General features: G+C 40.7%; 12 protein-coding genes. 10 read left to right on the top strand and 2 right to left on the bottom strand.

What is annotated here, in order from left to right; translation table 11 throughout:
- The first annotated feature begins 12 nt into the window (after positions 1 to 12).
- The 6 genes from rfbC to BLU33_RS17515 all read left to right on the top strand — a co-directional run bounded on the left by rfbC (position 13) and on the right by BLU33_RS17515 (position 6,451).
- Entirely contained in the window at positions 13 to 567 is a 555-nt protein-coding gene (gene rfbC, locus BLU33_RS17540) for a dTDP-4-dehydrorhamnose 3,5-epimerase (protein WP_091375945.1), read from the top strand.
- Positions 568 to 594: 27 nt separating this feature from the next.
- Complete coding sequence (gene rfbD, locus BLU33_RS17535; RefSeq protein WP_091375942.1) at positions 595 to 1,449, top strand: dTDP-4-dehydrorhamnose reductase; 855 nt, start codon at positions 595 to 597, stop codon at positions 1,447 to 1,449.
- A 96-nt stretch (positions 1,450 to 1,545) separates the two neighbouring features.
- On the top strand, positions 1,546 to 2,409 hold the full coding sequence (rfbA, locus tag BLU33_RS17530) for a glucose-1-phosphate thymidylyltransferase RfbA (RefSeq protein ID WP_091375941.1): 864 nt from the start codon (positions 1,546 to 1,548) through the stop codon (positions 2,407 to 2,409).
- A 117-nt stretch (positions 2,410 to 2,526) separates the two neighbouring features.
- The gene (locus tag BLU33_RS17525; protein ID WP_091375938.1) at positions 2,527 to 4,365 is read left to right on the top strand and encodes a UbiD family decarboxylase; all 1,839 of its coding nucleotides are present in this window, start codon (positions 2,527 to 2,529) and stop codon (positions 4,363 to 4,365) included.
- A 313-nt stretch (positions 4,366 to 4,678) separates the two neighbouring features.
- Positions 4,679 to 5,098, top strand: a complete 420-nt coding sequence (locus tag BLU33_RS17520; protein ID WP_091375936.1) for an RNA-binding S4 domain-containing protein — start codon at positions 4,679 to 4,681, stop codon at positions 5,096 to 5,098.
- A 42-nt stretch (positions 5,099 to 5,140) separates the two neighbouring features.
- Positions 5,141 to 6,451 (top strand): nucleotide sugar dehydrogenase, encoded by a 1,311-nt coding sequence (locus BLU33_RS17515; protein WP_091375933.1) that lies wholly within the window; start codon positions 5,141 to 5,143, stop codon positions 6,449 to 6,451.
- Positions 6,452 to 6,726: 275 nt separating this feature from the next.
- Here the strand turns inward: BLU33_RS17515 and BLU33_RS17510 are convergent, their stop codons facing one another.
- A complete protein-coding gene (locus BLU33_RS17510; RefSeq protein ID WP_091375930.1) occupies positions 6,727 to 7,329 on the bottom strand; it encodes an OmpH family outer membrane protein in 603 nt (200 codons plus the stop codon).
- 225 nt (positions 7,330 to 7,554) lie between these two features.
- Between BLU33_RS17510 and gyrB the strand changes: the two genes are divergently transcribed.
- The 4 genes from gyrB to BLU33_RS17490 all read left to right on the top strand — a co-directional run bounded on the left by gyrB (position 7,555) and on the right by BLU33_RS17490 (position 12,336).
- The gene (gyrB, locus tag BLU33_RS17505) at positions 7,555 to 9,513 is read left to right on the top strand and encodes a DNA topoisomerase (ATP-hydrolyzing) subunit B (RefSeq protein WP_091375927.1); all 1,959 of its coding nucleotides are present in this window, start codon (positions 7,555 to 7,557) and stop codon (positions 9,511 to 9,513) included.
- Positions 9,514 to 9,642: 129 nt separating this feature from the next.
- Complete coding sequence (locus BLU33_RS17500) at positions 9,643 to 11,175, top strand: hypothetical protein (RefSeq protein ID WP_091375925.1); 1,533 nt, start codon at positions 9,643 to 9,645, stop codon at positions 11,173 to 11,175.
- A gap of 127 nt (positions 11,176 to 11,302) precedes the next feature.
- On the top strand, positions 11,303 to 11,641 hold the full coding sequence (locus BLU33_RS17495) for a PadR family transcriptional regulator (RefSeq protein ID WP_091375922.1): 339 nt from the start codon (positions 11,303 to 11,305) through the stop codon (positions 11,639 to 11,641).
- Complete coding sequence (locus BLU33_RS17490; RefSeq protein WP_091375919.1) at positions 11,638 to 12,336, top strand: hypothetical protein; 699 nt, start codon at positions 11,638 to 11,640, stop codon at positions 12,334 to 12,336. The genes BLU33_RS17495 and BLU33_RS17490 overlap by 4 nt, the downstream gene beginning before the upstream one ends.
- Here the strand turns inward: BLU33_RS17490 and BLU33_RS17485 are convergent.
- The gene (locus BLU33_RS17485) at positions 12,333 to 12,758 is read right to left on the bottom strand and encodes an aspartyl protease family protein (RefSeq protein ID WP_091375916.1); all 426 of its coding nucleotides are present in this window, start codon (positions 12,756 to 12,758) and stop codon (positions 12,333 to 12,335) included. The two genes, BLU33_RS17490 and BLU33_RS17485, sit on opposite strands and share 4 nt — an antisense overlap.
- Positions 12,759 to 12,761 lie beyond the last annotated feature (3 nt).

Genomic DNA, 12,761 nt, shown 5'->3' with positions numbered 1-12,761 from the left:
TACATCTACCCAATGAATATAATACAAACACATCTTGAAGGATGTATCGTTATAAACCCCCGGATATTTAATGATGACCGAGGTTATTTTTTTGAATCATTCAACGAAAAAAGGTTTTTTGATGCCATTGGCAGAGAGATACATTTTGTACAGGATAATCAATCTTTCTCAACAAAAGGTGTATTACGCGGGTTGCATCTGCAAATGGGCGAACACGCGCAGACAAAGCTGGTAAGAGTAACCCGTGGTGAGGTATTGGATGTTGCTGTCGACCTGAGAAAAGCTTCTCCAACTTACGGCCAATATCATGCCGTATTGCTTACTGAAACCAACAACAGTCAATTCTTAATCCCCCGTGGTTTTGCGCATGGTTTTGTGGTACTGAGCGATGAAGCCGTATTCCAGTATAAATGCGATAACTATTACAACAAAGCATCAGAGGGCGGTTTGTATTTCGCCGATCCGGATATAAATATCGACTGGCAATTACCTGCTGCTGATCTGCTGGTGTCAGACAAAGATAAAGAGCTGCCTTTTTTAAAAGATGCCGTTGATTTTGGTTTTTAATATTAAGCATTGTTCATAAATAAATTAATGGGAAACATTGTAGTATTTGGAGCCTCAGGGCAATTAGGCCATTGCTTAAAAAAAGTAGCAGAAGAAAAAGGAGTAGCAGATATCCATTTCCTGCCCGAAGACGAAGCTAATATTTTAAACGTTGAGGCAATTAAAACGGTATTTGAAAAACATAAACCAACTTATGCCATAAACTGCGCAGCCTACACCGCGGTTGATAAAGCCGAGGATGATGTAGATCTTGCCCGGAGCATCAATAAAACCGGAGCTGAAAACCTGGCTGTAGCTTGTAAAGAAGCCGGTTCTGTTTTAGTACATGTTTCTACCGACTTTGTTTTTAAAGGTGATAACCCCAACCCTCGTGTTGAGGATGATATTGCAGAACCGATTAGCATTTATGGTTTAACCAAGCTGGAAGGCGAACAGGACATTATCCGGATATTAGATGAGCATTTTATACTGCGTACAAGCTGGCTGTACTCGGAGTTTGGTAATAACTTTGTTAAAACCATGCTTAAGCTGGGCGCCGAACGCGATTTGCTTAAAATAATTGCTGACCAGGTTGGCACACCAACCTATGGCATTGATCTGGCTGCATGTATATTGGATATTATCACATCAGGCAAAACAAATTATGGCCTTTACCATTATAGTAATGAGGGCGTAACCTCATGGTACGATTTTGCCAAGGGAATCTTTGATCTGTCGGCTACCGAAGTAAGGGTATTGCCTATACGCACATCAGAATATCCGACAAGGGCAACAAGGCCGACTTATTCAGTTATGGATAAATCAAAGATCAAGCTTACATTTGATATAGAGATACCTTATTGGCGAGATAGTCTGGCTATCTGTATTGAGCGACTTAAATAATTTTTGTCATTTCTAACGATTTGAGAACTCTTCTGCAACAGATATAAGAGCAATGCAGATTGAAATGACAGTTTAGAATAAAAATACATCATAACTATGAAAGGAATAATACTAGCAGGTGGTTCAGGCACCCGTCTTTACCCCATCACAAAAGCTATCAGCAAACAATTAATGCCGATATATGATAAGCCCATGATCTATTATCCATTATCAGTACTAATGCTGGCGGGGATAAAAGATGTGCTTATTATTACTACTCCCGAAGATCAGGATGGTTTTATACGCCTGTTGGGTGATGGCGCTGAGCTGGGTTGTAACTTTCAATTCGCGGTGCAGGAAAAACCAAACGGACTAGCTCAGGCATTCGTGATCGGCGCTGATTTCATCGGTGATGACAAAGCAGCGCTTGTTTTGGGTGATAATATTTTCTATGGATCAGGTTTTAGCAAACTGATACAGAGCTTTAACGATGTAACTGGTGCCGCTATTTTTGCTTACCCTGTTGCCGACCCAGAACGTTATGGTGTGGTTGAGTTTGATAAAGATTTTAAAGCATTATCATTGGAGGAAAAACCGTCGGCACCTAAATCGAATTATGCTGTACCCGGTTTATATTTTTATGATAATTCAGTAATTGAGATAGCTAAAAATATAGCTCCATCGCCACGCGGTGAATATGAGATAACTGATGTTAACAAGGTTTATCTTGAAAATGGCACACTGCAGGTAGGTTTAATGGATAGGGGCATGGCATGGCTGGATACAGGCACTTTTGATTCATTAAGCGATGCATCGGAATTTGTACGCGTGATCGAGAAACGCCAGGATACAAAAATTGGCTGTATTGAAGAAGTAGCCTATCGTATGGGCTTTATTGACCGCGATACTTTGATGGTACTTGCTGAAAAATATGTTAAAAGCGGTTACGGGAAATACTTAAAAAATCTGCCTGTAGTATAAAATCAACACGAATTAGCTGCATTGATTTCACGAATTGGATTATTCGAATTAGGGCTTTAATTCGTCCTATTCAAAAAAATTAGTGAAATTCGTGCTCACTAATTTTGATACCTGCCTATGGGTTACCCGAGTTTACAAGCCTGTGTTGCCGATCTTGAAAAAAACGATCGTTTAATACGTATTAAGGAGGAGGTTGACCCATATTTGCAAATGGCAGCCATACACCTGCGTGTGTTCGAACACCAGGGCCCGGCCATACTTTTCGAAAATGTAAAAGGCAGCAAATTTCCCGCGGTATCAAACCTGTTCGGCACGCTCGATCGTTCCCACTTTATTTTCAGGGATACGCTGGATAAGATCAAAACACTGGTCGACTTGAAATCAGACCCCATTCGTGCTATAAAACATCCATTTAAATATGCTAACGTAGCGCTCACTGCTTTATCGGCCCTGCCCATGAAAACGGGCAAAAATGTACCGGTAAACTTTGGCCGTACCCACATTAGCGAATTACCCCAGATAGTGAACTGGCCCGATGATGGCGGTCCATTCGTTACCATGCCGCAGGTATATACCGAGGATGCCGATAAACCCGGTATAATGAATGCCAACCTGGGCATGTACCGCATACAAATGGCAGGCAATGATTACATAACCGACCAGGAAATTGGCCTGCATTATCAGTTACACAGGGGCATTGGCGTACATCAAACCAAAGCAAATGCTAAAGGGCAACCTTTAAAAGTAAGCATATTTGTAGGCGGCCCGCCGTCGCACCCGGTAGCCGCGGTAATGCCGCTGCCAGAGGGATTATCAGAAATGACCTTTGCGGGTGCATTAGGAAACCGCCGTTTCAGATATTTTTATGATAGTGAGGGTTTCTGTATTTCGGCAGATGCTGATTTTGTGATCACAGGCACAGTAATGCCGCATGAAAATAAAATGGAAGGCCCTTTTGGAGATCACCTGGGCTATTATAGTTTAAAACATCCTTTCCCATTGTTGAAAGTGCATAACATTTACCATCGTAAGGATGCCATATGGAGTTTCACCGTAGTGGGTAGGCCGCCTCAGGAGGATACCAGCTTTGGTGCTTTGATTCACGAAATAACCGGCTCTGCCATACCAAAAGAAATACCAGGCCTGCATGCTGTAAATGCGGTTGACGCGGCAGGTGTGCACCCCTTGCTTTTTGCCATCGGCAGCGAGCGTTATACGCCATACATTAAGGAGCGTAAGCCACAAGAGATATTAACTATTGCCAATCATATATTAGGGAAAAGCCAGCTGAGTTTAGCTAAGTTCCTGTTTATAGCTGCAAAGGAGGATGATCCGTCATTAAACGTGAATGATATCGGCGGATTTTTAAAGCATATATTACAACGGATAGATCTCACAAGAGATCTGCATTTCTATACCAAAACTACCATTGATACATTGGACTACAGCGGCAGTGGGTTAAACTCAGGCAGTAAGGTAGCTGTAACTGTTGCCGGCGATATCAAAAGAGAATTGTGGACAGAGATCCCTGCAAACTTTAGCATGCCACGACCGTTTAATAATTATAAAATGGTAATGCCGGGCGTACTGGCAGTAGAAATTCCAAAACATATCAGTAGTGAAGATATCGGCGATATGATAAGTATATTGGACAATCATTTTGCGGATACTGACCTTAATGGATTACCATTAATGGTATTTTGCGATGATGCCGCCTTTACCGCGCAAAACCTGGATAATTTTGTATGGGTAACATTTACGCGTAGCAATCCATCACACGATATGTATGGCGTGCATAGCTTTACCGAGCATAAACACTGGGGCTGCAAAGGTCCGCTGATTATTGATGCGCGGATAAAACCACACCATGCACCGGTTTTGGAGAAAGACGCAGCGGTTGAGAAACTAGTGGATAAGATGGGGGAGAAAGGCGGGAGTTTGTATGGGGTTATATGAACCAGGATTTTTAGGATTAAATGGATTTTCAGGATTCAGGCAATCTTTTGATTGAAAATATAGGTTCAGAAAATGAAGTTCCGCGTTAGTGATAGTAGCGGATACCGGCCCCGCGCTTAAGGCCTGTGCAGTATGAGCGAATAGCACGGGCCGGAGGTAACGCCCATGTAATAGTGATTAGAAATTAATTAATCATTCACTACCAATAAATAAACGCGCTCCGTTAACTCACCCCGACTACGCTAACGCGTGTCGACCCTCTCTTCGCTGCGCGGAAAGAGGGTGGGAAAAGAATTAAATTAATAAGGCTACCATGGCTGAAAAAGAGAAATTAAGAATTGATAAATACCTGTGGGCCATACGGGCTTTTAAAACGCGTACACTGGCTTCTGATGCCTGCAAATCGGGCAGGGTTAAGCTGGGTGGTAATAACATTAAACCATCGCACGAAGTGAAAATAGGGGAGATATACCAGGTATCAAAAGGGATTGAACGCAAGGTGATAAAAGTTACCGGTTTGCTGGAGAATAGGGTGGATGCCAAAACCGCGGTTTATTTTTATGAAGATATCACACCTGTTGAGCAAACCATGGCATTTAAATCTATGTTCCAGGCGCCTTTGTTAAAACGCGACAGGGGTACAGGCCGGCCTACTAAAAAAGACAGGCGTGAGATTGATGACCTAAAGGATGACTTTTTCACTACTGAGGATAAAACAGAAGACAAGGAATAATTGTAAGAATAAACTGATATTTACAAAGTTTGAACCGCTGATATGCCATCAACCATTATACAAAAGGATTTAGGGGAAGTAAAAATTGCAATAATAGGTCTTGGCTATGTAGGTTTACCCTTAGCGGTTGAGTTTGCCAAAAAACATGCGGTTGTTGGTTTTGATACCGGCAAGCGCAGGATAACAGAATTAAATAGTGGTTTTGACCGTACCTTGTCAGCCGATGGTGCATCTCTAAAAGAGGTTGTAAAGGTGGACGGTGCAACCTGTGGCCTGCATTTTACCGACAAGATTGAGGATACCAGCGACTGCAATTTCTATATAGTTACCGTGCCCACACCGGTTGATAAAATTAACCGCCCCGATTTAACACATTTATACAAAGCCAGCGAAACCGTTGGTAAAGTTTTGAAAAAGGGTGATATCGTTATCTATGAATCTACCGTATATCCCGGTGCTACTGAGGAAGAATGTGTGCCAATATTGGAAAAGGTATCGGGCTTAAAATTTAACGTTGATTTTTTCGCGGGATATTCACCGGAGCGTATTAATCCAGGTGATAAAGAGCATACACTCACTAAGGTACTGAAGATCACCTCCGGTTCAACTCCCGAAGTTGCTGATAAGGTTGACCAGTTGTATAATACGATCATTGTAGCCGGTACGCACAAGGCAACATCCATAAAAGTAGCCGAAGCTGCCAAGGTTATTGAAAATGCCCAGCGCGATATCAACATTGCTTTTGTGAACGAGCTTGCAAAAATATTCAACCGTTTAAATATCGATACCGATGAAGTGCTACAAGCCGCAGGCACCAAATGGAACTTCCTGAAGTATAAACCCGGGCTGGTTGGCGGCCATTGCATAGGCGTTGATCCATATTATTTAGCCCGTAAGGCACAGCAGGTAGGCTATCACCCCGAGATCATATTGGCTGGTCGCAGATTAAACGATGGCATGGGCGAATACGTAGCGCATGAGGTAGTTAAGCTGATGATAAAAAAAGACATCGAAGTCAAGGGATCTGATGTGCTGGTAATGGGCGTTACCTTTAAGGAGAACTGCCTGGATGTGCGTAACACCAAGGTTATTGATATTGTAAATACTTTAAAGGAGTACGATATCAATATTACCATTTTTGATCCACTGGCCGATCCGCACGACCTGAACCATGAATACGGCTGGACATCGGTAAAAGAGTTAAATAAAAAAGATTGCTATGACGCGCTCATCATCGCGGTAGCGCATGACGAATTTAAAAGCCTTGACCTTACTAAACTTTGCAAGGAAAACAAAGTAATATACGATGTAAAAGGTATGCTACCGAAAAATGAGGTGGATGGACGGCTGTAGGGAGTTGAAAGTTTAAGGTTAAAAAGAAAAGCAGAGCCTGTGTGCGATTCCTTCCCTGGGGAAGGGAAGGTAGGGGTTATTGAACTTTGCTAATCTAGCGAAGAAACCCCTTCCTGCCACTACGCATCCCATCACACCCCTCCCACAGAGGGAATTAAAACAAAGAAGTTTTATAAATTAAAAAGCTGAAAGATTACATGCAATAATTGCAGTTACCTTTCAGCTTTTACCTTTCGCCTTTCGCCTTTCAGCTTAAGAAGCGGCTTAATAAAAAATTATTTGCTGCTGCTATCTTTAGTGTAAGCATCATTCAGCCTTTTTACCACATCAGCGGTAACATCTAAACTTGGATCGCCATATAGCATGTTGGTGTTATTTTTTGAGTAAGTTAACACCAGTTTGTAGCCTTTTTCTTTAGCATATGCTTTAGTAAATTCAGCAATTTTATCATATAGTTTGGTCATCTCAGCAGTTTGAACGTTCTGAAGTTCAGCCTGAGCGTTTTGCTGGTAGCCCTGTAATTGTTGTTGCTCGCGTTGTAAACGTTGCTCGGTTGTCTGGCGCTGATCGGCAGGCAACGTAGCAGCAGATTTTTGGTATTCAGCTACCTCACGCTGAAAAGCTTCCCCTTTTGATTGGATATCGCTTTTTGCGGCATTACCTTTATCGCTAAGGCGTTTATCCATATCCTTAACATAAGCGTATTTTGCGGATAATGAATCAGAGTTGATAAATACGATAGTTTCTTTGCTGTCGGCAGATGCTGTCGCTGGTGTAGCAGCAGTTGTGCTTGCCGGTTTGTTTTGATTACATGCAGTTATACTTCCGGCAATTAACAGGCCCAGTGTGCATTTTGTAATAATAGAAGCTTTTTTCATTATATATTTTTCTTCGTTTTGTTTATGGGTTTAGCAGGTGATAACTGTCCCTATTTATCCCGGTTAATTTGTTTGTAAAGTTTACAAATATAAACTTTCAGTACAAGTTTCCTAAGTATTTTATAGGCATGTACATATTGGGTCATATTTATCAACATTGCTTAATATTTAGGTAATATTTCGGGTTAAAAATCGTATTTTTGAAGGTTATTGTTTTAATCAATTATGAGCGAAGAAAATCAGGACAAATCAAATTACACAGCAGATAATATACAGGTTTTAGAAGGTTTGGAAGCGGTGCGTAAGCGCCCATCCATGTACATTGGCGATACAGGTGTAAAAGGCTTACATCACCTGGTTTACGAGGTTGTTGATAACTCTATAGATGAGGCTTTGGCCGGCCATTGTGATACCATTCATGTGGTTATTCAAAAAGATAATTCAATTGCTGTTTCAGATAATGGTCGTGGTATCCCAACAGGTATTACTACTAAGGAGCAGGTTTCGGCATTGCAAATTGTAATGACCGTATTACACGCCGGTGGTAAGTTTGATAAGGACACTTACAAAGTATCGGGCGGTTTGCACGGTGTGGGTGTAAGTTGCGTTAACGCCCTGTCGACCCATTTAACCGCGCTGGTTTACCGCGAGGGCAAGGTGTGGACACAGGAATATGAAAAAGGTAAGCCCTTGTTTGATGTAAAAACTATTGGCGAAACCGATAAAAGGGGTACAACAATTATTTTCCACCCCGATCCGGAAATATTTACTTTAACTACAGAGTATAAATACGATACGCTTGCCGCGCGTTTACGCGAACTGGCTTATTTAAATAAAGGTATCCGCCTTACTTTAAAGGATGAGCGCAACCCTAATGAAGATGGCTCATTTATTACCGAAGAGTTTTACTCAGAAGGTGGTTTACGTGAATTTGTTAAGTTTCTTGATGGTACACGTGCAGCTATATTGCCAGAGCCTATTTATGTTGATGGTATAAAACAAGGTATCCCGGTTGAGCTTGCGCTGCAGTACAATGATACTTATTCAGAAAACGTACACTCGTACGTAAACAACATCAATACTATTGAGGGTGGTACACACGTTGCAGGTTTCCGTAGGGGTCTAACCCGTACTTTAAAGGCTTATGCTGATAAAGAGGGTTTGTTAAAGAATATGAAGATTGAGATCACAGGTGATGACTTCCGCGAGGGGCTAACCGCGGTGATCTCGGTAAAAGTTGCCGAACCTCAGTTTGAGGGGCAAACCAAAACGAAATTGGGTAACAATGAGGTGATGGGCGCCGTGGATATGGCAGTGGGTGAAATTTTAGGTAATTACCTTGAAGAGAACCCCCGCGAAGCAAAAATGATAGTGAACAAGGTAATACTTGCCGCTACCGCCCGCGCTGCTGCCCGCAAAGCCCGCGAAATGGTACAGCGCAAAAGCGTTATGGGAGGTTCAGGCCTGCCGGGTAAACTGGCCGATTGTGCGAACAGCGACCCCGCTTTATGTGAGCTATACCTTGTCGAAGGTGACTCGGCGGGTGGTACCGCCAAACAGGGTCGTAACCGCGATTACCAGGCCATTTTACCATTACGTGGTAAGATCCTGAACGTGGAAAAAGCCATGGAGCACAAGATCTACGAAAACGAGGAAATAAAAAATATGTTCACTGGTTTAGGGGTGAGCATAGGTACGCCAGAGGATGCTAAGGCTCTTAACTTTAGCAAGCTGCGTTACCACAAGGTTATCATCATGACGGATGCTGACGTGGATGGATCGCACATTACAACACTGATCCTGACATTCTTCTTCCGTTATATGAAGGCGCTGGTTGAGAACGGATATGTTTACATAGCATCGCCACCACTATACCAGGTTAAAAAAGGTAAAGAGTTTGAATATTGCTGGAACGATGAGCAGCGCGATGTTGCCATACAACGCTTAAAAGGTGGTGGTAAGGAAGATAGCGTACACGTACAGCGTTACAAAGGTTTGGGTGAGATGAATGCAGAACAGTTATGGGATACTACCATGAACCCTGCAACGCGTACCCTAAAACAAGCCAGTATTGAGAACGCTGCCGAATGTGATCACACCTTTAGCATGCTAATGGGTGATGAAGTAGCACCACGCCGCGAGTTTATTGAACGCAATGCTAAATACGCTAAGATTGATGTTTAACACCCAACCCCTAAAGGGGAGTTGAGAAATTATATAAGCCCTGCTGCAAAGCGGGGCTTTTTTTGTGACAGATTTATTAATGATGTTTTTAAATTATATATTTAGGCCACTACAAATCCTTATCACTGTATGAAAAAAATCTTACTCTTATTTTTTACGCTTATCATATTTTATGCCCAATTAAAGGCGCAGGATAGTTTTATATTATATAATGGAGATGATGAAAAGGCGCTGCTCACTTCTGCAAAAACTCCTGACGATTTTATCAAGCTCTCAATTTCATCAGAACTTAATGATGGCGAGGCACAAATTGTCTACACAAAATTTATGCAGGAAGTTAAGGATCTTAAACTGGAATCCATCTCCACGCAAAATAATGATAAACGTTTGAATCAGATTTATGAATTGGTACATAAAACTTTTCTAAAAGAATATAATCCTGCCGCATATTTTGGCGATGCCATTGTAAATGGTCAATATCAAAGTACAAGTGCATCTGTTTTATATGCTTATGTGCTTGAAACCTTAGGTATTGGCTACCAAATTAAACAATACCCGGCACATGTATTTGTAATTGCAGAGCCTGGGACATTCAACATTAAGTTTGAAACAGCTGACAAGCTTTACGTTATTGATACCCAAACAAAATTAAATGAGGTAAATGAGCTCATCAAAACAGGATACATGGAACATAGCTATGCTGTAAACGTAGGTGTGGAAAGAGCTTTTAACGATTTTTTTTATTCAAAAGAGGATGTTACATTTAAGGAAGCAGTAGGATTATTGTATTATAACCGCGCCTTACAGGAAATGCAGGGAGAGCAATTTAATAGCGCTTATTCAGATATATGCAAATCAGATATCCTGTTTCCGGATAAGAAAAACGCATTTTTAAAACACATATTAATGACCAGTATGATCGGGAATTTAAAATATGATGATTTAAAAGATTGGCAGGCTTTAACTCAGTTAGCTAACGAAAAAAATGCAAGTGATGAAGTTAAAAATCTTCTTGCAGGTCAGTTTAATAATACAATCAACATAAAATTATTAAATGAGGGTAAAAAGGATAAAGTGGATGCGATATTCAATTATTTAAATGCAAATATTATCGATTCGGCACTTAAAACTGACATTAGGGAAAAGTATTATTATAACAATGCGCATTATTCATACATTTTAAATAATTATACCGAGGCATTCGGTTATGCTGAACAAGCTTATGTTATAAACCCTAATAATCCGTTGTTAACTTCGTCGTTTATTGATATGCTCATTCAAAAATTGAATGAGCAAAACGGTACACCCCAAAATATAACATTGCTTAACATATATTCGACTAAATACCCATTATTACAAAAGAACGCCAGGTTTAATGCATTATACATATACAATTATGCCTATTTAAGCAGTAAAGGATTTGCTACTCAGGATGGTATAACAGGTGAGAAATATTTAAAATTATTAACTGATAAATTAGCTACCTATACTGAGCATACTAACAATTCTGATATGCAGATATCCAATGCTTTTTCGCAGGCAAGTATGTATTATTTTAGAAAATCGCAAAAGCAAAAGGCGATTGCGTTGCTCAAGACCGGTTTAAAATATGTGCCCGATAGCGATATACTATTAAGAAAATTACAAGCAGATACACAGTAAACAATTACTGGCTTCAGTTTGCAACTGAAGCCTACCAATAATGAAAGTTTGTAACTTTCAACTTAAACAAGCTTTTAAATTTATATACATAATTTTGTTATGTATATAAATTATTTTATATTTGGGTATGAGCTCGAACCCAATGCTAAAAGGCACCTTGCAAACCATCATCTTAAAACTGCTTGAGGATAATAACCGCATGTATGGTTATGAGATCACTCAAAAAGTTAAGGAGCTAACCGCTGGTGAAATTATGCTTACTGAAGGTGCTCTGTATCCCGCGCTGCACAAACTGGAAGCGGATGGCATGCTGGAAACATTTACCGAAGTGGTTGATAATCGGGTACGAAAGTACTACCGGCTTACCGAACAAGGAGGGAAAGAAGTTACCAGTAAACTAAACGAAGCGCAGGCCTTTATTGAGCAGTTACAGCTATTGTTAAACCTTAAACCTGCTATAAAATGAAGTTAGATTATTGGGATCTGGATTGCATTCACACCCGGATGAAAAGCTACGATATTAAATACCAGGAAATTTATAACGAACTGTTTGATCATATTGTAACAGCTATTGAAGAAAAAAGAGCGGTTGATAATAGCAGCAGCATCGAAAGATTGTATACAGAAGTGGTTGATACGCAATTTGGTGGTTATTCTGGTATTGAAAGGGTTGCAAAATCACATGAGGATGGCTACAAGAAAAAAGTCATGAAGTTAGTATGGGGTAATTTCAGGCATTATCTAAATTATCAGTCGCTAATATTTACGGCGGTATTGATAGGTATAAGTTTTACGCTGCCGCCTACCAAATTAACGGCATTTATTATTGCAATGATGATGATTGTTGTCGCAATTCATTCAAGTGCATATGCATACATCAAGTTAAGGCGGATAAAACCTTCAAAAGGAAAAACATCTTTAGTATACAGCCACACAATTGCGCAGGCAAATCTTCCAATGATGTTTTTGTATACCTTAGTATGGCTGCCCCGATTGCCTGCTATTTTTAATGATACGTATAAACGTACTTTGCCCCATTTTCATCCGGCAATATTGGCTTTTGAGTTAGCCCTGGTATTAATTTATGATATGAGCTGTATGCGTTTGTGCCAGCAGGAATTGAAAGGATTTGTAGATGTTAATCCTAATGCGCTGGATTAAGTTTTAAACTTTACCACCTGTTTCCCATAATCAATAACCGCCTTGTATTGCATTAAAATATCGCCGCCTATTACGCCCAACACCTCCGGATGCCCCATTTGCTCGTAAGCAATGTTTATGGTCGATAGGTCAAGCACGGCTACATCAAACTCGGGTATCTTTAGCTTGCCAATGCGCATATCGTAAATTGTGGCAGTGAAAGATTCCATAGTATTTGTGCCCAGGCCTGTTGAAAGCTTATCGCTGGCATTTAATAATGCAATTTCATTTGCTTCGAGCAATAAATTTTTGTCGAACGCCGTTTTTGAAGCACCGGTATCCAGCACGACCTTGAATAATTTGCCAAATACAGTTATATCCAATAACGGATGGAAACCATCCTCGTGCAGATCAATAATATGTAAGGGTACAGAAAATCTCATGTG

It is taken from the genome of Mucilaginibacter mallensis, from assembly GCF_900105165.1.
In the GTDB taxonomy this organism is placed as follows: domain Bacteria; phylum Bacteroidota; class Bacteroidia; order Sphingobacteriales; family Sphingobacteriaceae; genus Mucilaginibacter; species Mucilaginibacter mallensis.
Note: the sequence above shows the minus strand (reverse complement) of the source record. Positions and strands in the feature narration are given on the sequence as shown.

What these genes read in the sequence shown, in the direction of transcription:
- rfbC (WP_091375945.1), top strand. Translation starts at nt 13, where the DNA reads ATGAATATAATACAAACACATCTTGAAGGATGTATCGTTATAAACCCC.
- rfbD (WP_091375942.1), top strand. Translation starts at nt 595, where the DNA reads ATGGGAAACATTGTAGTATTTGGAGCCTCAGGGCAATTAGGCCATTGC.
- rfbA (WP_091375941.1), top strand. Translation starts at nt 1,546, where the DNA reads ATGAAAGGAATAATACTAGCAGGTGGTTCAGGCACCCGTCTTTACCCC.
- BLU33_RS17525 (WP_091375938.1), top strand. Translation starts at nt 2,527, where the DNA reads ATGGGTTACCCGAGTTTACAAGCCTGTGTTGCCGATCTTGAAAAAAAC.
- BLU33_RS17520 (WP_091375936.1), top strand. Translation starts at nt 4,679, where the DNA reads ATGGCTGAAAAAGAGAAATTAAGAATTGATAAATACCTGTGGGCCATA.
- BLU33_RS17515 (WP_091375933.1), top strand. Translation starts at nt 5,141, where the DNA reads ATGCCATCAACCATTATACAAAAGGATTTAGGGGAAGTAAAAATTGCA.
- BLU33_RS17510 (WP_091375930.1), bottom strand. Translation starts at nt 7,329, where the DNA reads ATGAAAAAAGCTTCTATTATTACAAAATGCACACTGGGCCTGTTAATT.
- gyrB (WP_091375927.1), top strand. Translation starts at nt 7,555, where the DNA reads ATGAGCGAAGAAAATCAGGACAAATCAAATTACACAGCAGATAATATA.
- BLU33_RS17500 (WP_091375925.1), top strand. Translation starts at nt 9,643, where the DNA reads ATGAAAAAAATCTTACTCTTATTTTTTACGCTTATCATATTTTATGCC.
- BLU33_RS17495 (WP_091375922.1), top strand. Translation starts at nt 11,303, where the DNA reads ATGAGCTCGAACCCAATGCTAAAAGGCACCTTGCAAACCATCATCTTA.
- BLU33_RS17490 (WP_091375919.1), top strand. Translation starts at nt 11,638, where the DNA reads ATGAAGTTAGATTATTGGGATCTGGATTGCATTCACACCCGGATGAAA.
- BLU33_RS17485 (WP_091375916.1), bottom strand. Translation starts at nt 12,758, where the DNA reads ATGAGATTTTCTGTACCCTTACATATTATTGATCTGCACGAGGATGGT.